22 protein-coding genes and 1 tRNA gene are annotated in these 24,860 nt (G+C 67.3%); 7 read left to right on the top strand and 16 right to left on the bottom strand.

Features of this window, described 5'->3' with window-relative positions:
* Complete coding sequence (locus ACFPOB_RS14285; protein ID WP_377799129.1) at nt 1–1,137, bottom strand: DSD1 family PLP-dependent enzyme; 1,137 nt, start codon at nt 1,135–1,137, stop codon at nt 1–3.
* Between the two features lie 107 nt (nt 1,138–1,244).
* Here ACFPOB_RS14285 and ACFPOB_RS14280 point away from each other — a divergent pair, with 107 nt between their 5' ends.
* The 3 genes from ACFPOB_RS14280 to ACFPOB_RS14270 all read left to right on the top strand — a co-directional run bounded on the left by ACFPOB_RS14280 (nt 1,245) and on the right by ACFPOB_RS14270 (nt 5,246).
* Nucleotides 1,245–3,065, top strand: a complete 1,821-nt coding sequence (locus ACFPOB_RS14280; protein ID WP_377799128.1) for an ABC transporter ATP-binding protein — start codon at nt 1,245–1,247, stop codon at nt 3,063–3,065.
* Nucleotides 3,028–3,585 carry a GNAT family N-acetyltransferase gene (locus tag ACFPOB_RS14275; RefSeq protein WP_377799127.1) on the top strand — a complete coding sequence of 186 codons (558 nt, stop codon included), beginning with the start codon at nt 3,028–3,030 and terminating at the stop codon, nt 3,583–3,585. The genes ACFPOB_RS14280 and ACFPOB_RS14275 overlap by 38 nt, the downstream gene beginning before the upstream one ends.
* 128 nt (nt 3,586–3,713) lie before the next feature.
* Nucleotides 3,714–5,246 carry an MFS transporter gene (locus ACFPOB_RS14270; protein WP_377799126.1) on the top strand — a complete coding sequence of 511 codons (1,533 nt, stop codon included), beginning with the start codon at nt 3,714–3,716 and terminating at the stop codon, nt 5,244–5,246.
* A 57-nt stretch (nt 5,247–5,303) separates the two neighbouring features.
* Here ACFPOB_RS14270 and obgE read toward each other — a convergent pair whose 3' ends face one another.
* Entirely contained in the window at nt 5,304–6,347 is a 1,044-nt protein-coding gene (obgE, locus tag ACFPOB_RS14265) for a GTPase ObgE (RefSeq protein WP_377799125.1), read from the bottom strand.
* 171 nt (nt 6,348–6,518) lie between these two features.
* Between obgE and ACFPOB_RS14260 the strand changes: the two genes are divergently transcribed.
* The gene (locus tag ACFPOB_RS14260) at nt 6,519–7,670 is read left to right on the top strand and encodes an extracellular catalytic domain type 1 short-chain-length polyhydroxyalkanoate depolymerase (RefSeq protein WP_377799175.1); all 1,152 of its coding nucleotides are present in this window, start codon (nt 6,519–6,521) and stop codon (nt 7,668–7,670) included.
* A 39-nt stretch (nt 7,671–7,709) separates the two neighbouring features.
* Here ACFPOB_RS14260 and ACFPOB_RS14255 read toward each other — a convergent pair whose 3' ends face one another.
* The 3 genes from ACFPOB_RS14255 to ACFPOB_RS14245 form a co-directional block, all read right to left on the bottom strand.
* Nucleotides 7,710–8,366, bottom strand: coding sequence for a GNAT family N-acetyltransferase (locus ACFPOB_RS14255; RefSeq protein WP_377799124.1), 657 nt, complete (start codon nt 8,364–8,366; stop codon nt 7,710–7,712).
* A 154-nt stretch (nt 8,367–8,520) separates the two neighbouring features.
* Complete coding sequence (gene rpmA / locus ACFPOB_RS14250; RefSeq protein WP_091842353.1) at nt 8,521–8,787, bottom strand: 50S ribosomal protein L27; 267 nt, start codon at nt 8,785–8,787, stop codon at nt 8,521–8,523.
* A 99-nt stretch (nt 8,788–8,886) separates the two neighbouring features.
* Nucleotides 8,887–9,576 carry a 50S ribosomal protein L21 gene (locus ACFPOB_RS14245; RefSeq protein ID WP_377799123.1) on the bottom strand — a complete coding sequence of 230 codons (690 nt, stop codon included), beginning with the start codon at nt 9,574–9,576 and terminating at the stop codon, nt 8,887–8,889.
* 344 nt (nt 9,577–9,920) lie between these two features.
* Here ACFPOB_RS14245 and ACFPOB_RS14240 point away from each other — a divergent pair.
* The 3 genes from ACFPOB_RS14240 to ACFPOB_RS14230 all read left to right on the top strand — a co-directional run bounded on the left by ACFPOB_RS14240 (nt 9,921) and on the right by ACFPOB_RS14230 (nt 14,809).
* Nucleotides 9,921–10,010: transfer RNA gene (locus ACFPOB_RS14240), tRNA-Ser, on the top strand.
* Between the two features lie 1,095 nt (nt 10,011–11,105).
* Complete coding sequence (locus ACFPOB_RS14235) at nt 11,106–12,101, top strand: ABC transporter substrate-binding protein (RefSeq protein ID WP_377799122.1); 996 nt, start codon at nt 11,106–11,108, stop codon at nt 12,099–12,101.
* A complete protein-coding gene (locus tag ACFPOB_RS14230) occupies nt 12,098–14,809 on the top strand; it encodes an ATP-binding protein (RefSeq protein ID WP_377799121.1) in 2,712 nt (903 codons plus the stop codon). Before ACFPOB_RS14235 ends, ACFPOB_RS14230 begins: the two co-directional genes overlap by 4 nt.
* Here ACFPOB_RS14230 and ACFPOB_RS14225 read toward each other — a convergent pair.
* The 11 genes from ACFPOB_RS14225 to ACFPOB_RS14175 form a co-directional block, all read right to left on the bottom strand.
* A complete protein-coding gene (locus ACFPOB_RS14225) occupies nt 14,773–15,492 on the bottom strand; it encodes a response regulator (protein WP_377799120.1) in 720 nt (239 codons plus the stop codon). The two genes, ACFPOB_RS14230 and ACFPOB_RS14225, sit on opposite strands and share 37 nt — an antisense overlap.
* A gap of 209 nt (nt 15,493–15,701) precedes the next feature.
* Complete coding sequence (locus ACFPOB_RS14220; protein ID WP_377799119.1) at nt 15,702–16,658, bottom strand: catechol 2,3-dioxygenase; 957 nt, start codon at nt 16,656–16,658, stop codon at nt 15,702–15,704.
* Nucleotides 16,655–17,764, bottom strand: coding sequence for a 5-methyltetrahydropteroyltriglutamate--homocysteine S-methyltransferase (locus tag ACFPOB_RS14215; protein WP_377799118.1), 1,110 nt, complete (start codon nt 17,762–17,764; stop codon nt 16,655–16,657). The genes ACFPOB_RS14220 and ACFPOB_RS14215 overlap by 4 nt, the downstream gene beginning before the upstream one ends.
* 31 nt (nt 17,765–17,795) lie before the next feature.
* Entirely contained in the window at nt 17,796–18,503 is a 708-nt protein-coding gene (locus tag ACFPOB_RS14210) for an ABC transporter ATP-binding protein (RefSeq protein WP_377799117.1), read from the bottom strand.
* Nucleotides 18,496–19,248, bottom strand: a complete 753-nt coding sequence (locus ACFPOB_RS14205) for an ABC transporter ATP-binding protein (RefSeq protein ID WP_377799116.1) — start codon at nt 19,246–19,248, stop codon at nt 18,496–18,498. Before ACFPOB_RS14205 ends, ACFPOB_RS14210 begins: the two co-directional genes overlap by 8 nt.
* Nucleotides 19,245–20,252 (bottom strand): branched-chain amino acid ABC transporter permease, encoded by a 1,008-nt coding sequence (locus ACFPOB_RS14200; RefSeq protein ID WP_377799115.1) that lies wholly within the window; start codon nt 20,250–20,252, stop codon nt 19,245–19,247. The genes ACFPOB_RS14205 and ACFPOB_RS14200 overlap by 4 nt, the downstream gene beginning before the upstream one ends.
* Nucleotides 20,249–21,106, bottom strand: coding sequence for a branched-chain amino acid ABC transporter permease (locus tag ACFPOB_RS14195; protein WP_377799114.1), 858 nt, complete (start codon nt 21,104–21,106; stop codon nt 20,249–20,251). The genes ACFPOB_RS14200 and ACFPOB_RS14195 overlap by 4 nt, the downstream gene beginning before the upstream one ends.
* A gap of 21 nt (nt 21,107–21,127) precedes the next feature.
* Entirely contained in the window at nt 21,128–22,300 is a 1,173-nt protein-coding gene (locus ACFPOB_RS14190) for an ABC transporter substrate-binding protein (RefSeq protein ID WP_377799112.1), read from the bottom strand.
* A 51-nt stretch (nt 22,301–22,351) separates the two neighbouring features.
* Nucleotides 22,352–23,041, bottom strand: a complete 690-nt coding sequence (locus ACFPOB_RS14185; RefSeq protein WP_377799111.1) for a 4-carboxy-4-hydroxy-2-oxoadipate aldolase/oxaloacetate decarboxylase — start codon at nt 23,039–23,041, stop codon at nt 22,352–22,354.
* Nucleotides 23,038–23,760, bottom strand: coding sequence for a PIG-L deacetylase family protein (locus ACFPOB_RS14180; protein WP_291673854.1), 723 nt, complete (start codon nt 23,758–23,760; stop codon nt 23,038–23,040). Before ACFPOB_RS14180 ends, ACFPOB_RS14185 begins: the two co-directional genes overlap by 4 nt.
* Nucleotides 23,757–24,857, bottom strand: a complete 1,101-nt coding sequence (locus ACFPOB_RS14175) for a 4-oxalomesaconate tautomerase (protein WP_377799110.1) — start codon at nt 24,855–24,857, stop codon at nt 23,757–23,759. The genes ACFPOB_RS14180 and ACFPOB_RS14175 overlap by 4 nt, the downstream gene beginning before the upstream one ends.
* Nucleotides 24,858–24,860 lie beyond the last annotated feature (3 nt).

The raw sequence follows: 24,860 nt of genomic DNA, 5'->3' as shown, positions 1-24,860 counted from the left end.
CTAGCTGAGCGCGCCGCGCGCGCCGACCGGCCAGACCGCCTCGACATGGGCGTCGGGACCATTGAGGCCGCGGACGCAGACATACCAGTCGTGCAGGTTGACGGTCGGGTCGCAATGGCCGGGCACGAGCAGCACACGGTCGCCGCGATGCGGTACGGCAACGGGATCGCCGGTGAGGATGCCGTGCTCGTCCGATGGCTTCGTGTAGATCACGCCGTCGCGCCGCCATGGCACCGGCATGCCGGAATCGACCGCGGCCGCCTTGTGGCCGGCATCGACAACGGCGCGGTCCGGCACCGGCTTGCTCATCACCCCGGCGAGCACGAACAGCGCGTGCTGAAAGGTGTGGAAGGGCGAGCCGTCGGCCGTGCGGTTCCTGGCATAGTCGGCGTCCATGAAGATGTAGGAACCGCATTGCAGCTCGTTCCAGATGCCGGACCGGCTCTCCAGCTCGAAGGCCCCGGTGCCGGCGCCCCCGACGGTCTCGCAGGCGAGCCCAGCCTGGGCGAGGCGCTCGATCGCGTTGCGGGCGAGCAGGCCGGCGCGCTCGATCGCCTCGCTGCGCTCGTCGATGGAGCGCATGTGCTGGGCCGAGCCGTGATAGGCTTGCACGCCACGGAAACGCAGGGTGTTGCTGCGCGCGACCGCCTCGGCGAGCCTGACCGCCGCTTCGCCGGGCGCGACGCCGCAGCGCCGTCCGCCGATGTCGAGCTCGACCAGAACGTCGAGGACGACGTCGTTGCGCGCTGCCGCCTCGGCCGCCTCGCGTACGCCGTCGATATGGTCGACGCACAGCCCGATCCTGGCGTCGCGGGCGAGCTTCGCCAGCCGATCGAGCTTGTTGGCGCCGGCGATCTCGTTGGTGACGAGCACGTCGGTGACGCCGCCGGCGACCAGAACCTCCGCCTCGCCGACCTTCTGGCAGCATTGCCCGACCGCGCCATGGGCGATCTGGCGCAGCGCGATCTCCGGGCTCTTATGCGTCTTGGCATGCGGACGCAGGCGCATGCCGCTCGCCTCGGCGAAGGCCGCCATGGTGACGAGATTCCGCTCGAAGGCGTCGAGATCGATGATCAGAGCGGGAGTGTCGATCTCGGCGAAGGACTGTCCGGGCCGGGCCGGCGGAGAAAGGGGCATGAGCTCTCGAATCTGATGAATCATTCCGAGGCTATCGGACGTCAGCTTCGTGTCCGGAGCAAGACCGGCAGTGGCGCTCGCATGGCGGCCATGTTAGGCCGCGCCCCATGAAGATCGGCCACGTCACCGACGATACCTTTGCGCTCTTCGTCAGAATCTGGCGCGAGCGTGGGCGGCAATACCTGCCGCAGCTCATCGGTATCCTTGCCCTCGTCGTGGTCATCGCGGCCACGACGAGCTTCTATCCGCTTCTGATCAAGGCGGCGTTCGACGCCTTCGCCGATCCGCTGACGGCCGAGGCCACCGGCTTCGTGCGCCGCGCCGAGCGCCTGGTGTCGAAATCACTCGGCATCGAGATCGGCGTCGTCAACGCCGTCGCCGTGGTCGTGGTGATCGTGACCGCGATCAAGGGTTTCTCGCTGCTGTCGCAGACGGTAATGACCAACAGCGTCGTCAGCCGGATCGAGGCCGACATGCAGTGCGCGCTCTACGATCATCTGATCGACGCCGATCTCGCGCAGCTCCAACGGGAAAATCCCGCCTCGCTCACCCAGCGCTTCACCACCGACTTCACCTTCGTCAAGGAGGCGCTGACGCGGCTGGTCAACATCGCGGTCCGCGACGTGATGACGACGATCGCGCTGGTCGGCGCCATGCTCTGGATCGACTGGAAGATGACGGCCGTCGTGCTGCTGATCGCGCCGGTCGTCGCCCGGCCGATCGGCCGGATCGGCAAGAAGCTGCGGCGGATGGCGACGTCGCAGCAAGAGCAGACCGGCATCATGGCGGGCCTGGTCACCGAGAGCCTGCAGGGCGCGCGCGTCGCCAAGACCGATTCGCTCGAGCCCTATCTGAAGGGCCGTGCCCGCGCCGCCTTCGAGACGATTCGATCCCTGAAGATGAAGGCGGCCAATGCTCGCGGCCGGCTCGATCCGCTGCTCGAGGTCGCCGGCGGTATCGCGGTCGCCGGCGTGCTCGCCGCGATCGGCGTGCGTATCACCTCGGGCAGCTCCACGGTCGGCGACTTCACCGGCTATGTCTCGGCGCTGCTGCTGGCGGCGCAGCCGATGCGCTCGCTCGGCAACCTCAATGCCATCGTCCAGGAGGCCGGCGCCTCGCTGAAGCGCTATTATGCGCTGATCGACGAGAAGCCGCTCATCATCGAACGCCCAGATGCCAGGCCGCTGGCGGTGAAGGGCGGCGAGGTCGCCTTTCGCGCCCTGCGCTTCCGCTATCGTGACGACCAGCGCGGCCTCGAAGGCATCGATCTCGTTGCCGAGGCCGGCAAGACCACGGCCCTGGTCGGTCGCTCCGGCTCGGGCAAATCGACGATGCTGGCGCTGGTGCCGCGGCTCTACGATCCCACCGAAGGCAAGGTCGAGATCGATGGACAGGATATCCGCGACGTGACCTTGCGCAGCCTGCGCGGCCAGATCGGCGTAGTCAGCCAGGATGTGGTGCTGTTCGACGACACGGTGCGCGCCAATATCGGCTTCGGCCGCCCCGGCGCGAGCGAGAACGACATCGTCGCGGCGGCCAGGGCGGCGGCGGCGCACGACTTCATCATGGCGATGCCGGACGGCTATGACACCAGGGTCGGCGAGCGCGGCTCGCGGCTTTCCGGCGGCGAGCGCCAGCGCCTCGCCATAGCCCGCGCTGTCCTCAAGGATGCGCCGATCCTTCTGCTCGACGAGGCGACCTCGGCTCTCGACACCCAGTCCGAGCGGCTGGTACAGCAGGCGCTGGCGGAACTGATGAAGGGGCGGACCACGCTCGTCATCGCCCACCGGCTCTCGACCGTGCGCGAGGCCGACCAGATCGTCGTGCTCGACGAGGGCAGGGTGATCGAGACCGGCGACCATGACGGATTGGTCGCCCGCGACGGCGCCTATGCGCGGCTCTACCGGCTGCAGTTCGCGGAGGGCTAGAGCGATTCGCCTGGAGACCGAACGCCTCATTCTCGACCTGCACGGCCTTGAGCATTTCGAGCCTCTGCGCGAGATGTGGGCCGATGCGACGGTGGTGCATCATATCGGCCAGCCCTCGAGCGCGCAGGAGGCCTGGATGCGCCTCTTGCGCTATCGCGGGCTCTGGCCGCTGCTGGGCTACGGCTATTGGGCGCTGACCGAGAAGGCCAGCGGGCGCTTCGTTGGCGATCTTGGCTTCGCCGATTTCCACCGGGCGATCGAGCCGTCGATCCGCGGCGTTCCGGAGGCGGGCTGGGTACTCGCGAGCTGGGCGCACGGTCAGGGGTTTGCGAGCGAGGCGCTCGCCGCGGCACTCGCCTGGCTCGATGGGGAGGGGGGCCACGACAGCTCGGTTTGCCTGATCGCGCCGGAGAATGAACCGTCGCTTCGTCTTGCCCTCCGCTTTGGATTCCTCAACGAGCGAACCGTGAGCTTCCTAGGGCATGACACATTGCTGCTGCGGCGGCCGCGATCGGTCTAGCAATGAGGATCGTGAGCAGGCTCTGATGCAAGCATGGCGGGCATGCGGCGCGCGCGGGCAACTGCTGACAGGACTTGCCATAGTTCGCTGCCAGTGTGCTGACGTGAATATTTGAAAGAGATTGTTCCGTGACGACCTCGACGACTGTCGCCGTGCCGGCGCGCAAGGCCACACGCCGCGAATGGCTAGGCCTGATCGCGATCGCCTTCCCCTGCATGATCTATTCCATGGACCTGACGGTGCTGAACCTGGCGGTTCCGACGCTGACGCGTGAGCTCAAGCCTTCCGCAGGCGAGCTGCTCTGGATCATCGACATCTACGGCTTCATGGTCGCCGGCTTCCTGATGACCATGGGCACGCTCGGCGACCGCATCGGCCGGCGCAAGCTCCTGCTGATCGGAGCGGCGGCCTTCGGGCTGGCCTCGGCGGTCGCCGCCTTCTCGACCAGCACCGAAATGCTGATCGTGATGCGGGCGCTGCTCGGCATCGCCGGCGCGACGCTGGCGCCCTCGACGCTCTCGCTGATCGCGGTGATGTTCGAGGACGAGACCGAGCGCACTTTCGCGATCTCGATGTGGATCGCCAGCTTTTCGGCCGGCGCCGTGATCGGGCCGCTGATCGGCGGCGCGCTGATCGAGTATTTCTGGTGGGGTTCGGTCTTCCTGATCGCGGTGCCGCCGATGCTGATCCTGCTGGTGATCGGCCCGATCCTGCTGCCGGAGTACAAGGCGCCGCAGGCCGGCAAGCTCGACCTCGTCAGCGCATTGCTCTCGTTGGCGACGATCCTGCCGGTGATCTACGGGGTGAAGCACTGGGCCGAGTTCGGGCTTTCGGCCTATGTGCTCGGCTTCATCGTCGCCGGCCTCGTGCTCGGCGTCGTCTTCGCCCGCCGGCAGAAGCAACTCGCCGATCCGATGGTCGATTTGACGCTGTTCGGGATTCCGGCGTTCCGGGCCGCGCTGGCGATCAACCTCGCCGGTATCATGGTGATGTTCGGCAGCTTCATCTTCATGGCGCAGTACCTCCAGCTCGTCGCCGGGCTGACGCCGCTTGAGGCGGGCCTCTGGTCACTGCCCTCGGCAATCGCCTTCACGCTCGCTTCGTTCGCGGTGACGCCGCTGACCCTGCGCTTCAAGCCGGCGACGCTGATGGCCGGAGGCATGGTGCTCTCGGGCCTCGGCTTCGCCTGGCTCGCCTTCGCGCCGAATCTCGTCCAGATCGTCGCCTCCTCGATCGTGTTCTCGATCGGCTTCACGCCGGTGGTCGCGCTGACGACCGGGATCGTGGTCGGTTCGGCGCCGCAGGAGCGGGCCGGTGCAGCCTCGGCCATGTCCGAGACCAGCATCGAGCTCGGCGGCGCGCTCGGCATCGCCGTTTTCGGCAGCCTCGGGACGGCGCTCTATCGCCGGGGCATGTCGGATCTGTCGGTCGCGGGCGTGGACGGCGCGGTGCTGGCGCCGGCACGTTCGACGCTCGGCGGAGCGCTGGCGACGGCCGAGCGGCTGGCGCCGGACCAGTCGGCGCATCTGTTGCAGGCGGCGCGCGAGGCCTTCATGACCGGCTTCCACGCCGTCGCGCTGATCGCGATCGCCGGCATGGTCTTCTGCCTCGCGGTGGCGTTGACGACCTTGCGCGACGCAAGGCCCTCGGGCGCGCACTGAAGTGCGACATGTTCGGGGCGAGCCCGAGCGTGTCGCTGCTCGCGCTTGCCAGTGGCGTCAAGGATGCCAGCCGGTGTCCTCTGCCGGGGTCTCGTCCTTGGCCTCCTGGGCACGCGCTTCCTCGACCACGGCGAAGACGGCGCGCAGTGCCGCCTCGACGCCTTCGCCCGATGCGGCCGACAGAGCGATCGGCGTGCGGCCACAGGCGCGCTTCAGCCGGGCGAGCTGTTCCTTGCGGACCTCGGGCGTCAGCGCGTCGACCTTGGAGAGCGCGACGATCTCCGGCTTCTCGTCGAGATCGGCGCCATAGGCGGCGAGTTCCTTGCGCACGGTCTTGTAGGCCTTGCCGGCATGCTCGCTGGTGCCCTCGACCAGATGCAGCAGCACGCGGCAGCGCTCGATATGGCCAAGGAAGCGGTCGCCGAGGCCGTGGCCCTCATGCGCCCCTTCGATCAGGCCGGGAATGTCGGCGAGCACCATCTCGCGCGCGTCGACGCGGACCACGCCGAGGCCGGGATGCAGCGTGGTGAAGGGATAGTCGGCGATCTTGGGTTTGGCCGCCGTCACCGTGGCGAGGAAGGTCGACTTGCCGGCATTGGGCAGACCGACCAGGCCGGCATCGGCGATCAGCTTGAGCCGCAGCCAGACCCAGCGCTCCTCGCCCGGCAGGCCGGGGTTGGCGTGGCGCGGCGCCTGGTTGGTCGAGGTCTTGAAATAGGCGTTGCCGAAGCCGCCATTGCCGCCCTTGCACAGCACGAAGCGCTGGCCGGGCTCGGTCAGGTCGGCGATCAGCGTCTCGCCGTCCTCGTCGAGGATCTCGGTGCCCGGCGGCACCTTGAGCACGATCGGCGGGCCATTGGCGCCGTGCCGGTCCTTGCCCATGCCGTGCTCGCCGATCCGGGCCTTGAAGTGCTGCTGGAAGCGGAAGTCGATCAGCGTGTTCAGGCCCTGCACGCATTCGACCACGACGTCGCCGCCGCGCCCGCCATCGCCGCCATTGGGTCCGCCGAACTCGATGAACTTCTCGCGCCGGAACGAGACGCACCCGGCGCCGCCGTCGCCGGCCTTCACGTAGATCTTGGCTTGGTCGAGGAATTTCATGAGGGAGTAGGTAGTCGCATGAGCGCGCGAGAGCAATGCGTCGCCCGCCTCTCCGGGCGCCCCGAATCGCAGTTCATGCAGAATTATGTTGCAGTGCAGCAACGAATGCCCATCTCGGGGGTTGTCATCCGCCAGCCCCACTCCGCGGCTGACGAAGCAAGGGCCATGACGATGCGAAAGCTCTCCGACACGATCGCCCGACTCTCGGCCTACCGTACGCAGCTTGGGACCGGGGCGGGCCCCGATATGTCCGGCCGCCTCGGCACCTTGCCGGAGTTCGGCAGCAATCCCGGCGCGCTGCTTGCCCGAACCCATCTTCCGCCCGAGCTTCCCCCCGGCGCGCCGCTCGTCGTGGTGCTGCATGGCTGCACCCAGACCGCTTCTGGCTACGACCTCGGCGCCGGCTGGTCGACGCTGGCCGATCGCGACGGCTTTGGGCTGCTGTTTCCCGAGCAGCAGCGCGCCAACAACGCCAATCTCTGCTTCAACTGGTTCGAGCCCGGCGACACGCAGCGCGGCAAGGGCGAGGCGCTGTCGATCAGCCAGATGATCGAAACGATGATCACGCGCCACGGCCTCGACCGGCGCCGCGTCTTCATCACCGGCCTGTCGGCGGGCGGGGCCATGGCCGCCGTCATGCTGGCGACCTATCCCGAGCACTTCGCCGGTGGTGCGATCATTGCAGGTCTGCCCTATGGCGTCGCGGGTACCATTCCCGAAGCCTTCGATCGCATGCGGGCCCATGGGCTGCCTGGGGAGAAAAGGCTGCAGGATCTGGTGCGCTCCGCCTCCCGGCATGAAGGCGCTTGGCCGACGATCTCGATCTGGCAGGGCAGCGCCGACCGCACCGTCAGTCCCGCCAATGCCGCAGCATTGATCACGCAATGGCGCGGCGTTCACGGCTTGCGCTCCGAGCCATCGGCAAGCGAAGTGGTGGACGGCCAGCGGCGCCGGGTCTGGCGGGACGCCGACGGCCGCGATCTGGTCGAGGAGTACAGCATCGCCGGAATGGGCCATGGCACGCCGATCGCCGGCGACGGTATCGGCCGACCGGGGCCGTATATGCTGGCCGCCGGCATTTCCTCGACACAGCGGATCGCCGGGTTTTGGGGGCTGCTTGCCGGCGAGGTCGAGAAGGGCAGGGCGAATATAGGGGTGACGGTCGCTTCCCCTCCGGCGCAAGCGCCGGCCATGGCTGCCGGTCCGGCGTGGCAGGAGCCTGAACGGCCGCGCCAGACCAACAAGTGGGCTGCGCCACCTGCAGCCGCCGGTGTGCGCAAGATCATCGAGGATGCGCTGCGCTCAGCCGGCCTGATGCGGTGACCAAATTGCCGGTCCCGCCCGAGGGCGGGACCGGACGCTTCAAGCCATGCAGGGCTCGTCGCTGAAGCGCTCCGACTGCTGCTGCTGCTCGGCCGCCGGCAGCGGCGCCCAGCCGGAGGCGCTCCAGCTCTTCAGCGCCGCCCAGGTCGAGCGGTCGAGCCGGAACTGCTCGCAGGGGAACAGGCCGCCACGCGCCGGCAGCGACTTCAGGAAGGAACCCTCCTGCCGGAAGCCGCTCTTCTCCAGCACCCGGCGCGAGGCCGGGTTGATGACACGGGTGTCGGCCTCGACCGCATCGATCTCGACCAGCGAGAACATCGTGTCGATCAGCGCCTGCACCGCCTCGGTGGCATAGCCCTTGTTCCAGTGCGGCGTGCCGAGCCAGTAGCCGATGAACGGCCGTCCGGTCGCCTGCTTGTGCGCGCCGATCATGCCGATCAGGTCGTTCGGCTTCTCACGCGGGGTGATCGCCAGCACCAGGTGCTCGCCGAGCGCATTGCCCTTGCGCGTCGCGAAGACGAAGGGATCGACTGCCTGGGTCGGATAGGGATGCGGAATCGAGGCGGTCATCTCGGCCACAGCCTTCTCGCCGGCGAGGCGTAGGATGGCGGTGGCATCGGCGATCCGCGGCCAACGCAGCCACAGCCGCCGGGTCTCGAGCCGGAAGACGTCGTCTCTCGTCAATTCGGGGAACATCTGGTCTCTCCGTCGGCGCAAACGAAAGGGGGAGCTGGGCATTGGTCCCATCTCCCCCTCGCTTGACCTTCGGGAAACCCGCTTGGGGCTCTTATTCCCTTGATCCGTCCGGTTCGATGGAACCGGCGGATCGAGAACATTCCCTATCCGCCGTTTATTCTGCGGCCTCTTGGGCCGGGACTACGTTCACGAAAGCTCGGCCGAGCTTCGTCGTGAATCGGACGCGACCGTTCGACGTGGCAAAGAGCGTATGGTCTTTGCCCATGCCGACGTTCACGCCGGCGTGCCATTTGGTGCCGCGTTGACGAATGATGATGTTGCCGGCCACGACCGCCTGGTCGCCGAAGCGCTTCACGCCGAGACGCTTGCTTTCGGAGTCGCGACCGTTGCGGGACGAGCCGCCTGCCTTTTTGTGAGCCATAACGCCCTACCTCAAAAACTCTTCAGTCCGTGTAACCCGAATCGGCGGCGAAAGCCACCCCGACCGGGCGTGAAGCTGCGCGGTGCCTGTCAGCGCCGGTCAGTAGTCCTCGCCGGAAGCGAGCTCGGCCTGGTCGGCCTTGGCCCGCGGCGGCTTGCCGGCGAGCAGCTCCTTGGCCTGCTCGACCCACTCCTCGCGGGTGGCGCGGCCACGCAGCTTGAGCTCCTCGTCCCACTTGGCGACATCGGCCTCGGTCCAGGCGGCGATGTCGTTCCACGAGGTGATGCCGGCGGCGCGCAACTTCTTCTCGATGGTCGGGCCGACGCCCGAGATCAGCGAGAGGTTCGACGCGTCGAGGCCCTCGGCCTTCGCTTCGGCTTTGGCGCTCTTCGGCGCAGCCTTGCCCTTGACGGCTTCGCTGCCGGCCTTGAGCGCGACGGGGGCGGCTTCGCCCTTCTTCATCTCCGGCTTCTTGCCGCCGGTGAGGATGTCGGTGATGCGCACCACGGTCAGCTCGGCGCGGAAGCCGCGCTTGCGCTTGGAATTCTGGCGGCGGCGCTTCTTGAAGGCGATGACCTTCTCGCCGCGGGCCTGCTCGACGATCTCGCCGGCGACGGTGATGTCACCGAGGAAGGGAGCGCCGATCGTCGACTTCTCGCCATCGGTCAGCATCAGGACGGAGCCGAAAGCGACGGTGTCGCCCGGGTTGCCCTCGATCTTGGCGACGGTGATGCGGTCGTTGGCGGCGACGCGGAACTGCTTGCCGCCGGTCTTGATGACTGCGAACATCTTAGTGTTCTCCATGTTGAGCCCCGCCCTGTCATGTGCCCTGAAAGGGCGCACGCGGGACGGCTTTTTGGCAGTCGGTTGCGTGGTCGGGTTTGCTCTTCACGTGCCGCTGCATCCGCCGCATCGAAGCGGCACGGTCGGCGGCAGCCAAAAGAGATCAGGCGCGGGTTTCCCCACGCCGGACGCCGCTTCCTAGTCGCGCAGGGGCGAGCCGTCAAGGAAAAGCAGCATGGCGGCGAAGGATTTCAGGGCGATGACGGAGTTGTGGACGCATCGTGTCGGAAAGGCTTGTGCCGGGCGGACGCAATGTGTAGTAACCAGCCCGCTTCGACCAGAGCGACCGCGGACAGGTGGCAGAGTGGTTGAATGCACCGCACTCGAAATGCGGCATACCCGCAAGGGTATCGGGGGTTCAAATCCCTCCCTGTCCGCCACTTCTTTTATCTCGCGCCAGTTCGCTTCGCTCCCAGTCCCGTTGGGGCCGCCTTCCAGCTGGTCGGGCAGTCGCGCTCCGGGCATCTGGGGCGGGCTTAGATTTTTGATCTGAGCCGCTGCGGTCCGCTGAGCCCTTGATCGTGGCGGCAGGGAATTCGAGCGCATCGCCATGCCGCTTTGATCGTCATAGCGCTCTGGCCGATTGTGGCCGTGCACGGTGAGATGGCGATCGTCGCTTCGCGCCGGCGCGACGCTGTCGGCTCCTGCAGCGGATCGGCAACAGCGCATGGCCATTTTTGAATGTGAACGGCTTTTCATTGCGTCGCCCACGCGACAATTTGGCGTCTTCGCTGCGGGACAAGGGGCGAGATGTCCGGATACGTCTTTGACTTTGCTGGCCATTTCGCCGCGGTTCTCATCGTGAGTCATGGCTGGAGCGGCGGGCGCTGTCGCGCGAGCGGCACGATGCGCTGCCCCGAAATGTAGCAGGCACGCCAAATGGCCGGAAAATCGCTGAACCCTAAATTGTCTCCGAAGCGCTTTCCGTTGCGGAAAGTTCGATCGCTCAATTTGTAATTGATTAACCCTTTTGAATTGCCCGGTGTCGAGCCGTCACAGGAACAAGAAGCGCTCCAGCGGCCTCATTCACGAGACTGACGTCGCGTCGAGCCCTCAGCGTCGGAGCTGCGGCCGGCTCTCCGTTCCCGCGCCGCGGCGCGCTCGGGGCCTCGAGGGCGCCTTCCGGCCTGACGCTCCTGACCCTCGGCATTAGGCTGCTTGGCGCAACTGGCGTCGCCATGGCTAATGGCGGCGCCGGCGGCAATGGCGGCAGCGGCGCGGGCGTGGGTGGTGGCGGCGGTGCTGGCGGCTGGGGGGCTGTGATCACCGATATAGGCGCGCTCGGCTCACCTACTCCGCAGCGATCGCCGAACGCGCAAGAGACCGCGCCCTCAAAGGAAAAGTCGAACTCAGATTCTGAGGAAGGCGGGAGGCCGGCCGCCCTACCGCACATCGCCGCCCTCGACGCGCCCCGGGGCGCCATGCCAAGCTGTCCGCCAGGGGCAGCCGGCCTCCCGCTTCATTCGGTTCGCGACATGCATCGCCGCTCCCTCCTGGCTGCCCTGGCAACATGCGGTTTTGCGACAACGATGCGCACGGCCGGATCGGCTGAGCCTGCGAAGCGGGTTTCGATCATCGTCGGGCTGCCGCTCGACCATCCCATCGCGCGCACGCGGCTGGCCGAACTGCATCAGTTGCTGGCCGAGCGGGGCTGGGTCGATGGGCGGAACCTGCGTTTGAGCGCGCGATTCTGGGGAACGAACGCGGCTGAGCTGGCTCGCGCCGCAGCTGAGATCGTCCGCGGCAGGCCCGACATCATCGTCGTCGGCTCCAGCGCCGAAACGGCGGCCGTGCTGGCCGAAACCCGCCAGATTCCTGTCCTGTTCGGAACGGCATCCGATCCGGTGGGGAGTGGCTTCGTGCGCTCGCTCGAACGTCCCGACGGGAATGCGACGGGCTTCAGCAACAACGATCCCGTGATGTCGGAGAAATGGGTCGAGCTGCTGACCGAGATCGCCCCCGGGACGCGGCGCATCGGCGTGGTCTTCAACCCGCGCACGACACCTGCCGCCGGCGAGACCTATCTTGCGCGCCTGCAAGCGGCCATGCCCGCGGGCGCGGCGACCTTGGCGATTCTCCACGTCACCGAGCCTTCCACCATCGACGGCGTGATCACCGGTTTCGCCGAAAAAGGAGCCGGCGGGGGCCTGATCTTCCTTCCAGACAGCTTCACCTTCCGCAACGCGGCACTCTGCACCGCTGCCGCAGCGCGGCTGGCTCTACCCGCTGTCTATCCTTTCGACACCTTCACACTACAGGGCGGCTTGATGTCCTATGCCGGCGCGCGGGAGGAGACCGGCGAGCTGATCGCCTCCTATATCGATCTTATCCTGCGCGGCGCCAATGTCGCCGAGTTGCCGGTGCAGTTCTCGCGCAGCTTCGAGCTTGTCATCAATGAAAAGGCTGCGGAAGCCCTAGGCTTGACTCTGCCGGCTTCGTTGCGGATCCGCGCGCAACGGATTCTGTCGTGACGGCGCCGGATACGGCAGCGGATAGCGGGCCGCCCCGCCGGCGCAGCGAGCTCGTCCGCAAATACGCGATCTTCGTCGGGGTGGCGATCTGCCTCGCGCTCGGCCTCAATACCGCGATCGCGACATTCTTCGCGTTCTCGGATCAACGAGCGCTGCTGGTCCGGGTGCAGCAGGAGCAGGCGCGAGCGGCCGCCCAGAGGATCGGCGCGTTCGTCGCCGGCATCATGGAGCATCTCGACTGGTCCTCGCAAAGCGGCGCCAGCGCCAACTCGCCCGAGGAGCGCCGACTCGACGGTCTGCGGCTGATGCGGCAGGCGCCGGCCGTGCTCGAACTGCGCCAGATCGATCAGGCCGGGCGCGAGCAGCTCTCACTCTCGCGCTCAGCGCGGGATCGCGTGGGCAGCGGCACCGATTGGTCGACCGACCCGGGCTTCCGGGCCGCACTTGTCCGGGGCAGTCATTACGGCGAGGTCGATTTCCGGCGCGGCTCAGAACCGCATATGGTGCTGCTGCGGCGAGCTGCGTCGCCGCCGCAGTGGGTTGCGCGTGCGACCGTCAATCTCGTCTTCATCCGGGAACTGGTCTCGCGGCTCAAGGTGGGGGAGGCGGGGCGCGCCTATATCGTGACGCGCTCGGGACGGTTGATTGCTCATCCTGATCTGCGCTTCGTGCTCCGGAACACCAATCTCGCCGGGCTCGTCGGCGCGCATGAGGCCGCCGGCGCGCCCGGAGCGGGGCTTTCGGTGGTCGATATCGAGGGGCGGCGGGTCCTGTCCGTCATGGCCGCAGTGCCCGACCTCGACTGGAACGTGGTGATCGACCTGCCGGAGAGCGAGGCGTTCGCGCCGATCCATGCGTCGATCCTGCGCTCGCTCGTGCTGCTGGCGCTGGCTTTGCTCGTCGCGGTGCTGGCCGGCATCGCCCTGAGCCGGAAGCTCGTCGCACCGATCAAGACTCTCGGCGAAGGTGCCGCACGGATCGGCCGGGGCGAGCTGGACGCGCGGATCGACATCCGCACGGGCGACGAGCTGCAGCAGTTGGGCGAGCAGTTCAACGTGATGGCCGCGCGCCTGGCAGAAAGCCGTGCCGCCCTGGAAGACAAGGTTGCCGAGCGGACTGCGGACCTGGCGAAGGCCTTGCAGCTCGCCTCCGCCGGGCAAAAAAAGGCGGAAGAGGCGACGCGGGCGAAATCCCGGTTTCTGGCTGTGGTCGGACACGACATCCGCACGCCGCTGTCCGGCGTGCTCGGCGTCCTCGAACTGATCGACCGCCGGCGCTTGAGCCAGCGCGACCGCCGTCTGATCGCCATGGCTGCGACTTCCGGGGAAGCCCTGGTCGATCTCGCCAATGCGACCCTCGACCTGTCGCGTCTCGAGGCCGGAATCGAGGGTATCGACCGGCGCGATTTCGATCTCGGCGCTCTCCTGAACGCGGCGGTGGCGCTGATGCGGCCGCAGGCGGAGCAGAAGGGGCTCGCCCTCACGCTCCGTCCGCCGCCGGCCGTGCTGCGCCTCCACGGCGATGCCGGCAAGATCCACCGGATCCTGATCAACCTGCTGCGCAATGCGATCAGCTTCACCGAACAGGGCGAGATCGTGCTCGGGTCTGAATTGCAGCGCGTCTTCTCGCCCGAGGGGCTCGAGCTGACATTGGAGGTGCGCGATACCGGCATCGGCATCGATCCGGCGATGCAGCCGCGGATATTCCAGGATTTCGTGCAGGTCGATCCGGAGACGGGGCGGCGCAACGGCGGCGTCGGCCTTGGCCTGGCGATTTGCGCCAAGCTGGCGGAGTTGATGGGCGGTTCCATCTCCGTGATCAGCCAGAAAGGGGAGGGCAGCACCTTCCTGGTCAAGCTGCCGATAGCGGCGGCCAGAGCCGCGGCCCGGCCGGGCGAAGTCACGGCCGGACAGCTGCAGCGTGTCCTCGTGGTCGACGACGATCCGGTGACGCGCGAGGTCGCGCGTTTGATGGTCGGCAAGGCCGGCCACAAGGTGCAGGCCGCAGCTTCCGGCGAAGCGGCTCTGAAGACACTCGGCAAGCGCAGCTTCGATCTCGTGCTGCTCGACATGCACATGGGCGGAATCGACGGAGTCGAGACCGCGCGGGCGATCCGCGGGCTGCCGGGCATCGCTCAGCCCCGGATCGTTGCCCTCACGGCGGACGTTTCGCCGCAGACGATGCGGCGCATGCGCGCGGTGGGGCTGACCACGATCCTGTCGAAGCCGATCACCTCCGTCGCCCTGTTGCAGGTGATCGGCCATGGCGAGCGCCATGGCGGCCGGAGTCCGAACGTCGCCCTCTCTGGCGACGGGCCGGTCGATGCGGGTTTCTTTCGGGCCCAGCGCAGCCTGATCGGGGAGGCGCGCACGCGCCAGCTCGTAACGCTGTTCGCGAGCGTGTCGGAGACGATCCTGACGGGAATGCAAGCTGCTTCGCGGGCCGCCGACCGAGCCGAGCTCAGACGGCTGGCGCACCAGTTGGCGAGCTCGGCCGGGGCGGTCGGGCTCGGACGGCTCTTTGCTCTCGCCAGCGCGCTGGAACGCGATGCGCGGGATACTGGTCGCGAAGCGCTCGCTGCCGCGGTCGAAATGCTCGGACAGGCGAGAGACGAGGCGCTAGACGCCGTGACCGAGCTGGCAGGTGAAGCGCCTGCCGCGCCACCAAGCTCTCAGACGTCGCGTTCCACAGGCACGCCGATCTTGTAACCCATGCCGCTGACGGTCGCGATGACGCCCGATTTGCCGGTGTCCCCGAGCTTCCTGCGCAGACGCGCGACCAACGCATCGACGCTGCGCGCATCGACATCGGTGAAGCGGTTGCTGACGACCTCGATCAGATAGTCGCGGCTGAGCGGATGGCCGGCACTCTCGACGAGGGCGGCGAGCAGGTCGAACTCGCCTCGCGTCAGGCGAATGGGATCGCCATTGATCGTCGCGAGCTCGCGGCGCAGCAGATCGACGGTGAACGGCCCGAAGGTGGCGACGGTGTTGCGGCGCGCCATGTCGCGCTCGATCCGGCGCCGGCGCAGCAGCGAACGGGCTCGGGCCAGCAGGTCGCGCAGATCGACGGGCTTGCTGACATAGTGATCGCCAGCGAGCTCGAGGCCGACGATGCGGTCGACGTCGGCGTCGCGCTGCGTCACGAAGATGATGCCGGCGTCGGAGACCGACTGGAGCTCGCGGGCGAGTTCGAAGCCGTCGCCGTCGGGCAGGACGACATCGATGAAGATCAGGTCCGGCCGGACGCGCCGGACCGCTTGCCGCGCCTGCACGACGGTCTCGGTTTCCTCGACCTGGAAGCCCTGGTCGGTGAAGTAGCCCGCGATGACCGTGCGGGTGACGGGATCGTCTTCCACGATGACGAGCCGTTCCTGGGAGGTCGCATCCATCAGCTCTGAATTTCCTCGCCAGGCGTTCGGTCCGCTATGGCTGGCCGCGCGGACGATTCAACAGGACGCACCGCACCGCAAGCGAAAGGGAGCCCGATTATGGACGACCGTTCACGCCGCAGGCGAAGGCCGAGCCTTCATCCCCGACAATATCACATCAGCGGCATGGAGCAGAGGCGCGCCACCGCTCGCACGCGCGTGGAGCGCCCTTAACCCTTCGAAGGCGGCGTGCCGTGGGTATGAAAACTCTCGATTGTCTTCAGCCCCCAGGCCTGGCCCTTCTTCCGCTCCTCTTCCGTCCAAGTCACCGCCTGCCAGTCCGGATCGAGGATCAGGCGCGCGCCGGCGTTGGCGATCTCGACGCGGTTTCCCGCGGGTTCGTAGACGTAGAGGAAGAAGGTCTGCTGCACCGCGTGCTTGTGCGGCCCGGTCTCGATGAAGACGCCGTTCTCCAGGAAGAGATCGGCCGCCTCGAGGATGTGCTCGCGCTGGTCGACGGCATAGGTGACATGGTGGAAGCGCCCGCGCGCCGGCGTATGGTCGCGGGTGTAAGCGATGTCGTAACTCTTGTTGTTGACGGTGAACCAGCAGCCGCCGACCTCGCCTGAATCGAGCACGATCTGCTCGGTCACCCGGCTGCCCAGCGCCTTCGGCATGAACTCGCGGATCTTGGCGACATCCTGTGCCAGCAGGTTGAGATGGTCGAGCCGCCGCACGGCACAGCCACGGCCATGGTTGCGCTGCGCCTGGTTCTTGAGCGCCGGCCGCTCCTTCTCGGGAGCGACGTACTTATTGGTTTCGAAATAGATCTCAAAGACATGGTCGTCCGGATCGCGGAAGCGATAGGCCTGGCCATGGCCGAGATCGCCCTCGCTCCAGCCGATGCCGCAGCCCATCGCCTCGATCGCCGCGACGCGGCGCAGGAGCGCCGCCTCGCTCGAGGCGCGATAGCCGATATGGCCGACACCGGTCGTCTTCGCCGCGGTGAGCTTCAGCGTGTGGAACTCGTAGTCGTCCCAGGCACGCAAGTAGACGCTGTCGCCCTCGCGCCCGCTCTCCGTCAGCCCGAAGATCTCGACGAAGAAGTCGAGGCTCTCCTGCGGCCTGTTCGTGAAGAGCTCGACATGGCCGAGATGGGCGATGTCGAAGCAGGGCTCGCTGCTCATCCCCAGACTTCCTTCGCCACTTCGAGGATGCGCGAGAGCTTGGCCCATTGCTCGTCCTCGGCGAGTACATTGCCTTCCTCGGTCGAGGCGAAGCCGCATTGCGGCGACAGGCAAAGCTGCTCCAGGGGCGCGTACTTGGACGCTTCCTCGATCCGGCGCTTGAGGTTGTCCTTGCTCTCGATCTCGCCGAACTTCGACGTCACCAGCCCGAGCACGACCTGCTTGTCGCCCTTGGGCAGGAAGCGCAGCGGCTCGAAGCCGCCGGAACGATCATCGTCCCACTCCATGAAATAGCCGTCGACATTGATCTCGTTGAAGACCATCTCGGCGACCGGCTCGTAGCCGCCCGAGGCAATGAAAGTCGACTTGAAATTGCCGCGGCAGGTATGGGTGGTGATCTGCATGTCGGCGGGCTTGGCCTTCAGCGCCGCGTTGAGCACGTCGCGATAGATGAAGACCAGCTGTTCCGGGTCGTCGCCGCGCTCGGCCAGCATCTTGCGCTGCTCGGGATCGCAGAAATAGGACAGGCTGGTGTCGTCGAGCTGCAGATAGCGGCAGCCGGCGTCGTAGAAGGCCTTGATCGCCTTGGCGTAAGCCTTGCCGAGATCCTCGTAGTAGTCCTCGATCCGAAGATAGGCGCTCGGATCGATCGCCTTCCGGCCGCCGCGGTAGTGCAGCATGGACGGGCTCGGGATCGTCATCTTCGCCACGCGATCGGTCGTCGAGGCCAGGAACTTGAAATGGGCGAGATGCGGGTGGTCGTCCGGGAAGTCGAGCTTGCCGGTGACGCGGACCGCATGGCCCTTGGTGGTGACGCCCTTGAACTGGATGCCTGAATCGGTCTCGAAGCTGGTGACGCCGGAGAGGCCGTCGAGGAAGTCGAAATGCCAGAAGGCGCGGCGGAACTCGCCATCGGTCACCGCCTGCAGCCCGACCTCCTCCTGCTTGCGCACGAGCTTCCTGATCTCTTCGTCCTCGATCGCGGTCAACTCAGCCTGGCCGATCTCGCCGGCCGCATGTTTGGCGCGGGCATCTTTCACCGGCGCACTGCGCAGCAGGCTGCCGACCATGTCGCCCCGGAACGGCGGCTTCTGTCTCTGGCTCATGGCGTTTCCTTTCACTGGTTCTGTCGTTGGTTCAGGCGGCGGCGAGGCCGAGATGGCGCTCCAGCCGTGACGGGTCGGCGAGGAGCTCGGCGCTCCCCGCGGCGAGGACGACGCGGCCGCGCTCGAGCACGATCGCCTCGTCGGTGAGTTCGAGGATCTTGCGGGCGTGCTGCTCGATCACGATCGCCGAGAGTCCCTCATCGCGGACGAGCCGCTTCAGGGCGCGCAGCAATTCCTCGACGATGATCGGCGCGAGGCCCTCGGTCGGCTCGTCGAGCAACAGCAGCTTGGGATTGAGCATCAGCGCCCGGCCGATCGCCAGCATTTGCTGCTCGCCGCCGGAAAGCTGGTTGCCGAGATTGCCCTTGCGCTCGGCGAGGCGCGGGAACATCGAAAAGACGCGGCTTGTCGTCCAGGCACCCGGCGTCGCCACGGCCGTCAGATTCTCCAGCACGGTCAATGACTTGAAGATGTTGCGCTCCTGCGGCACCCAGCCGATGCCGGCATGGGCGCGCTGCTCGGGCGAGGCCGTGGTGAGGTCGCGCCCGGCAAGCACGATCCGGCCGCCGCGGCGGCGGGTGACGCCGATGATGCTGTTGACCAGCGTGGTCTTGCCGACGCCGTTGCGGCCGAGCAGCGCTAGCGAGCGCCCCTCGGCGAGCGAAAGATCGATGTCGAACAGCACCTGGGCCTCGCCATAGCCGGCACTGAGGCGTTCGACCTCAAGGAGCTCAGCCATGGCCATGCTCCCCGAGATAGGCAGCGCGAACGGCCGGATCATTGGCGATCTCGCTCGGCGTGCCGTCGGCGAGCAGGCGGCCATTGACCAGCACCGTGATCCGCGTCGCGAAACGGAAGACGAGGTCCATGTCGTGCTCGATCAGCAGGACGGAGACATCGTCCGGCAGGCCTGCGACCGTCGCCATCAGCTCGCGCCGCTCGACCTCGGGCACGCCCGCCGCCGGCTCGTCGAGAAGGAGCACGCTCGGCCTCGCCGCGAAGGCGGCGGCGATCTCGATCTGCCGCTGCTTGCCATAGGGCAAGGTCGCGATGCGCGCGTCCATGATGTCGTCGAGCCTGAAGCGGGCGAGTATCTCGGCCGTCTCGGCGACGAGGTCGGCGTCGCGGTCGAGCGCCCGCAGCGGCTGCCGGCCGCGGCCGAGCCGCTCGGAGGTGACGAGCGCGATCATCTCGACCGGCGTCATCGTTCCGAAGAGCTGGTTGATCTGGAAGGTGCGCGCTAGCCCGCGCCCGACCCGCGCCTCGCGCGGCAGCGTGGTGATGTCCTCGCCCATCAGCTCGACCCGGCCGGAGCTCGGCCGCAGCACGCCGGTGAGCTGGTTGACGAAGGTGGTCTTGCCGGCGCCGTTCGGACCGATCAGCGCGTGGCGCGCGCCCTTTGCCAGCATGAAGTCGACATGGTCGGTCGCGGTGATGCCACCGAAGCTCTTGCAGAGGTCGAAGGTCTGGAGCGCCACGCTCATGTCGGCGCCCTCTGGCCGAAGCGCGTGATCCGGCTCACCACCGCCTTGATCCCGCCATGGATCAGTTCGCGGCCGCCGAGCACGAACAGCACGAGGAACAGCCCGATCCAGAACATCCAGTATTGCGGCGTGAAGCTCGCGATCACGTCCTGCAGCAGCTTGAAGGCGATGGCGCCGATCAACCCGCCATAGAGATAGCCGGCGCCGCCGATGATCAGCACTAGCATCAGGTCGGCCGAGCGATGGAAGGCGAGCACGTCGAGCGAGACGAACTGCGTGGTCTGGGCAAGCAACGCCCCCGCCGCCCCGGCATAGGCGGCCGCCAGCGTATAGACCGCGACGAGCCGCCAGTGCAGCGGCACGCCCGAGGCGGAAGCGCGCAGCGGGTTGTCGCGGATCGCCCGCAGCGAAAGGCCGAACGGCGAGCCGACGATGCGCCGCGCCAGCACGAACAGCACGAACAGCACGGCGAGCGAATAGAGATAGGCGACGCTGCCGAAGATATCGAACTCGAACAGGCCGAGCACCGGCCCCATCATGATGCCCTGCAGGCCGTCGGCGCCGCCGGTGAGCCAGCCGAGCGAGTTGGCCAATTCCCCAAGGATCAGCGCGACGCCGAGCGTCACCATCAGGCGTGTCAGGTCGCTGCCGCGCAGGATCAGCGGGCTGCTGATCAGCCCGAGCAGGCCGGCGGCTCCCATGCCGACCGCGAGCCCCGCCAGGGGATCGGCGCTCGCGTGCTTGGCGAAGAGCCCGGCCGCATAGGCGCCGAAGCCGAAGAAGGCGGCATGCCCCAGCGAGACGATGCCGGCATAGCCGAGGATCAGGTCGAGCGAGAGCGCGAACAGCCCGAGGATCGCGATCTCGTTGAGGATCAGGAGCTGGCGCGGCAGCAGGAAGAAGGCCGCCAGCGCCAGGACCCAGAACACGATCTCGGCCGGATGCCAGCGCCGCGCGCCATAGAGCGAGCGCTGGACGCGCGCCTCGAGGTTTTCGGCCTTCATGCCCGGCTCCGCGCGAAAAGGCCATGGGGCCGGGTGATCAGCAGGACGACCATCAGCGCGTAGATGATGAAGGCGCCGAGCTGCGGCACCAGGTACTTGCCGGCGACATCGGCGACCCCGAGCAGCATCGCCGCGAAGAACGGACCTGAGATGGTCGAGGTGCCGCCGACGGTCACGACGATCAGGAAGTAGATCATGAACTTCAGCGGGAAGGTCGGGTCGAGCCCCATCAATTCGATCCCGAGCGCGCCGCCGAGGCCGGCAAGGCCGGAACCAAACGCAAAGGTCAGCGCGAACAGGCGGTTGACCGGGATGCCGAGCCCGCGTGCCACCCTGGCGTCGTCGACGGCGGCACGCAGCCGGCTGCCGAAGCGCGTGCCGGTGAAGCCCCATTGCATCGCGAAGGCCAAAGCGCCGCACAGCACGATGATGAAGAGCCGGTAGCGGCCGACGCCGATGCCGGCGAGATCGAAGCGCCCGCTCAGCCAGGCCGGCAGCTGCACGAATTGTTGGGTCGAGCCCATCAGGTAGTCGGCACCAGCGACGGCCATGAACACCAGCCCGATCGAGAACATCACCTGGTCGAGATGGCTCTTGGCGTACATCGGCCGGTAGACCAGCCGCTCCAGCACCAGCCCTGCGAGCGCCGCGGCGAGGAAGGCCGCCGGCAGCGCCCAGAGGAAGGGCAGGCCGAGCCGCTGCATCGCCAGCACGGTGACATAGCCGCCGAACATGGCGAAGGCGCCGTGAGCGAGGTTGACGAAGTTCATCAACCCCATGGTCACGGACAGCCCGCAGGCCAGCACGAACAGGATCATGCCGTAGGCGACGCCGTCGAACAGGATCGTGAGCACGGCGGAAAGCCTTGAGCCGACTTACTTCTTGGCCTTGGTCGGATCCTTGACGTTCGGGATTGTCTCGAACTCCTGGTTCCAGAGCTCGCCGTTCACCCGCTCGACCTTGCGGATGTAGACGTTCTGGATGATGTCGCGGGTCTCGGGGTCGATCGAGATCGGTCCGCGCGGGCTTGTCCAGCTCATCCCCCTCATCGCGTCGACCAGGGCCTGCCCGCCCTCGCCCTTGGTCTTCTTCAGGCCCTCATAGAGCGCGTGCATGCCGTCATAGCCGCCGACCGCCATGAAGTTGGGGCGCAGGCCCGGATTGGCCTTCTTGAAGCCCTCGACGAAGGCCTTGTTCTCGGGGCTGTCATGCGAGGCGGAATAGTGCTGGGCGGTGATGACGCCGAGGGCGATGTCGCCCATGCCGTTGAGGATGTCGTCATCGGTCAGGTCACCAGTGCCGATCAGCTTGATGCCGCTCTTGTCGAGGCCGCGCTCGACGAACTGCTTCATGAACTGGGCGCCGACGCCGGATGGCACGAAGACCAGCAGCGCCTCCGGCTTGGCATCGGCGACGCGCTGCAGGAAGGGCGAGAAGTCCGGGTTCTGCAGGGGCACGCGGATGTTCTCGACCTGGCCGCCGCCGGCCTTGAACGCCTCCGAGAACGAGCTCTCGACGTCATGGCCAGGGCCATAGTCCGAGACGATGGTGATGACGCGCTTGGTGCCCTGCTTGGCGATCCAGGTCCCGAACGGCGCGCCGATCTGCGGCACGACCTGGCTGGTGCGCACGATGAAGGGCGAGCGCTCGGTGATGATGCCGGTCGCCGCCGCCATCACCACCATCGGCGTCTTCGCCTGCGTCGCCAGCGGCGCGGTCGCGAGCGCCAGCGGCGTCAGGCCGAAGCCGGCGATCGCGGTGACCTTGTCGTTGACGATCAGTTCCTGCGCGATGCGGCGGGTGACGTCGGCGGTGCCGGTGTCGTCCTTGATGATCAGCTCGACCTTCTTGCCAGCGACGCTTGCGCCCTTCTCCTGGACATAGAGATTGGCGGCCGCGGCGATCTGTCGTCCGGTCGAAGCGAAGGGGCCGGTCATCGGCAGGATCAGGCCGATCTTGACCGCGTCCTGCGCCAGAGCCGCGCCGCTGACCGAGGCGGCCAGAGCCAGGCCGAGCATTCCTTTGAGAACCGTCCTGCGAATGGTCATGTCGTTCCTCCCGAGTGTTTGGCCAATCCCCTTGCCGGGGCTTTCGTTGGATTATTCGCCGTCATCGTCGCGATAGACGAGGCCCGCTTTGGCGAGGCCGTCGCGCATAGCGTACATGTCCAGGCCGAGTTCGCCAGCAGCCAGGCGTCTACGCTTTTCGTCTTCATTGGCCTCGCGCTTGCGGCCGGCGGCAGCGACCGCCTCGGCATCGCGCCTGGGCACGACAACAACCCCGTCGTCATCGGCGACGATCACGTCGCCGGGATGGATCAGCGCCCCGGCGCAGACCACCGGAACGTTGACGCTCCCCAGCGTCGCCTTGACCGTGCCCTTGGCCGAAATCGCCCGCGACCAGACCGGAAAGCCCATTTCGGTGAGGGTGCGCACATCGCGCACACCGGCATCGATGACGAGGCCGATGCCGCCGCGCGCCTTGAGTGAGGTCGCGAGCAGGTCGCCGAACATGCCGTCGGTATTGTCGGCAGTGCAGGCGACGACGAGCACATCGCCCGGCTGCACCTGCTCGATCGCGACATGGATCATCCAGTTGTCGCCGGGCTGGGCCAGCACCGTCACCGCCCCGCCGGCGATCTGCGCGCCGGCATAGATCGGCCGCATATAAGGCTTCAGCAGGCCGCTCCGGCCCATCGCCTCATGCGTGGTCGAGACGCCGAGCGCTGCGAGATCGGCCATCGCTGCGGCGGGCGCGCGCTTCCTGGTGCGGATGACGACGGGATTCATGCCAGCGTCTCCAGCGCTTCCGGGAAGAGGCGCTGATAGGCCTCGCCATAGGTCATCGCCTTGCCGGAGTTGCGCCCGCCCTGCATGCCGCGGTTGAGCGCGACGCGGGTGTAGTATTCCCAGAGATGCTTCTGCGCCGCGAGAATCTCGAACGCCTTGCGCTTCTGCTCCCAGACCTCGTCGATGTTGAGGATGACGTTCGGCTTGAAATTGCACTGCTCGGGCTGGTGCGGCTCGAACAGGAAGACCGGTGGCGCGGCATAGGCGCGATTGGGATCGGGCTTGTGGCCGGCGGCCTGCGCGATGATGCGCGCCTCCTGGGCGAAGCGCGTCGCCTCGGGATGGTCGACATTATAGGGGTCTTCGAGCGCATGGGTCAGCACGAAGCTCGGATTGAGTTCGTGGAAGATGTCGATCGCTCGGTCGAGCATCTCCGGTGTTGTCCGCAGCGGATAGTCGCCGGCATCCATGAACTCGATCTCGGCGCCGAGCGCGGCAGCGGCAGCTTCGGCCTCCTCGCGGCGCTGCGCCTTGACCTCGGCCATCTGCACGCCCGCCTTCTTCCAGGCGAACTGGCTCTCGCCGCGCTCGCCATAGGACAGACAGAGGATCTTGACGCGCATGCCGCGTTTGGCATGCAGCGCGATCGCGCCGCCGGCGCGCCAGACGAAATCGCCGGGATGGGCGGTGATCACCAGGCCTGTCTTCTGGGCGCTCATGGCATGCGCTCCTCTTGCACTCTAGCGGCCGGCACGAAGGCCTGTCCTGCCATCAGGATGCGGGCGGTGCGCAGCAGCCCGGCCCGCTCGACCACCGGCTGCTCTGCGGTTCCACCGACCGTCAGCGTCACCGTGAACTCGCCGGTGGGATGCTCGACCGAAAGCGTCCGCTCGCGTCCTTCGGGCATTACGACGACCGAAGCCGCAGGTGAGCCCGGCAAGACGGCGGCGGTGGCAACCGTCACCGCGGCGAAGACGCCGATCGAGGCATGGCATTCATGCGGAATGAAGCTGCGGGTCGAGATCGCCCCACCCGCCTGTGGCGGCCCGACAAGCGCGATCTTCGGCACGACCTTCTTCGTGACATCGCCGAGATTCATCAGCGGCCCGGCGGCAATCCGGATGGCCTCGATCCGGGCCTTGAGCTCGTCATCCTCGTTGAGCTGCTCGCGCGGCTCATAGCCTGTACGCCCGACATCGGCAGCCCGCATGACGATCACCGGCATGCCGTTGTCGATCAGCGTACAGGGCACGCCCTTGATCACGTCGACGACGTTGCCGGTCGGCAAGAGCGCCCCGCAGACCGAGCCCTCGGCATCGAGGAAGCCGATATCGATCGGCGCCGAGGTTCCCGGCACGCCGTCGATGCGCGCTGCCCCCTCGGCGCTCGCCTGCCCGTCCGGCGTGTCCATGGTCAGATCGGCGATGGTGCCGGTGTTGATCGTGCGGACCCGCACCGTGGTACGCGCCCCGCTCGCCTTGACCAGTCCGCGCGCCAGCGCGAACGGACCGATCCCGGCGAGGATATTGCCACAATTCGGGGTGGTATCGACCGAAGCCGTCTCGATGCCGACCTGCGCGAACAGGAAGTCGATGTCGCATCCCGGCTCGTCGGACAGCGAGACGATTCCGACCTTGCTGGTCAGCGGGTGGGCGCCGCCGAGCCCGTCGACCTGGCGCTTGTCGGGCGAGCCCATTACCGCGAGCAGGAAGGCGTCCCGGGCAGCGACATCCGCTGGCAGATCGTCACGCAGGAAATAGGCGCCCTTGGAGGTGCCGCCGCGGATCAGCATGCAGGGGATGGCGAGCTGGCCCATCGC

Source organism: Allobosea eneae, from assembly GCF_042657265.1.
Lineage (GTDB): Bacteria > Pseudomonadota > Alphaproteobacteria > Rhizobiales > Beijerinckiaceae > Allobosea > Allobosea eneae.
The sequence above is the reverse complement of the archived record's forward strand: the minus strand, read 5'-3'. Positions and strand labels throughout refer to the sequence as shown.

Coding starts and splice junctions, on each gene's coding strand:
- ACFPOB_RS14260 (WP_377799175.1), top strand. CDS start 6,519: ATGCGAAAGCTCTCCGACACGATCGCCCGACTCTCGGCCTACCGTACG.
- ACFPOB_RS14245 (WP_377799123.1), bottom strand. CDS start 9,576: ATGTTCGCAGTCATCAAGACCGGCGGCAAGCAGTTCCGCGTCGCCGCC.
- ACFPOB_RS14235 (WP_377799122.1), top strand. CDS start 11,106: ATGCATCGCCGCTCCCTCCTGGCTGCCCTGGCAACATGCGGTTTTGCG.
- ACFPOB_RS14210 (WP_377799117.1), bottom strand. CDS start 18,503: ATGGCTGAGCTCCTTGAGGTCGAACGCCTCAGTGCCGGCTATGGCGAG.
- rpmA (WP_091842353.1), bottom strand. CDS start 8,787: ATGGCTCACAAAAAGGCAGGCGGCTCGTCCCGCAACGGTCGCGACTCC.
- ACFPOB_RS14280 (WP_377799128.1), top strand. CDS start 1,245: ATGAAGATCGGCCACGTCACCGACGATACCTTTGCGCTCTTCGTCAGA.
- ACFPOB_RS14215 (WP_377799118.1), bottom strand. CDS start 17,764: ATGAGCCAGAGACAGAAGCCGCCGTTCCGGGGCGACATGGTCGGCAGC.
- ACFPOB_RS14180 (WP_291673854.1), bottom strand. CDS start 23,760: ATGAGCGCCCAGAAGACAGGCCTGGTGATCACCGCCCATCCCGGCGAT.
- ACFPOB_RS14285 (WP_377799129.1), bottom strand. CDS start 1,137: ATGCCCCTTTCTCCGCCGGCCCGGCCCGGACAGTCCTTCGCCGAGATC.
- ACFPOB_RS14185 (WP_377799111.1), bottom strand. CDS start 23,041: ATGAATCCCGTCGTCATCCGCACCAGGAAGCGCGCGCCCGCCGCAGCG.
- ACFPOB_RS14275 (WP_377799127.1), top strand. CDS start 3,028: ATGCGCGGCTCTACCGGCTGCAGTTCGCGGAGGGCTAGAGCGATTCGC.
- ACFPOB_RS14225 (WP_377799120.1), bottom strand. CDS start 15,492: ATGGATGCGACCTCCCAGGAACGGCTCGTCATCGTGGAAGACGATCCC.
- ACFPOB_RS14200 (WP_377799115.1), bottom strand. CDS start 20,252: ATGAAGGCCGAAAACCTCGAGGCGCGCGTCCAGCGCTCGCTCTATGGC.
- ACFPOB_RS14220 (WP_377799119.1), bottom strand. CDS start 16,658: ATGAGCAGCGAGCCCTGCTTCGACATCGCCCATCTCGGCCATGTCGAG.
- ACFPOB_RS14255 (WP_377799124.1), bottom strand. CDS start 8,366: ATGTTCCCCGAATTGACGAGAGACGACGTCTTCCGGCTCGAGACCCGG.
- ACFPOB_RS14175 (WP_377799110.1), bottom strand. CDS start 24,857: ATGGGCCAGCTCGCCATCCCCTGCATGCTGATCCGCGGCGGCACCTCC.
- obgE (WP_377799125.1), bottom strand. CDS start 6,347: ATGAAATTCCTCGACCAAGCCAAGATCTACGTGAAGGCCGGCGACGGC.
- ACFPOB_RS14190 (WP_377799112.1), bottom strand. CDS start 22,300: ATGACCATTCGCAGGACGGTTCTCAAAGGAATGCTCGGCCTGGCTCTG.
- ACFPOB_RS14205 (WP_377799116.1), bottom strand. CDS start 19,248: ATGAGCGTGGCGCTCCAGACCTTCGACCTCTGCAAGAGCTTCGGTGGC.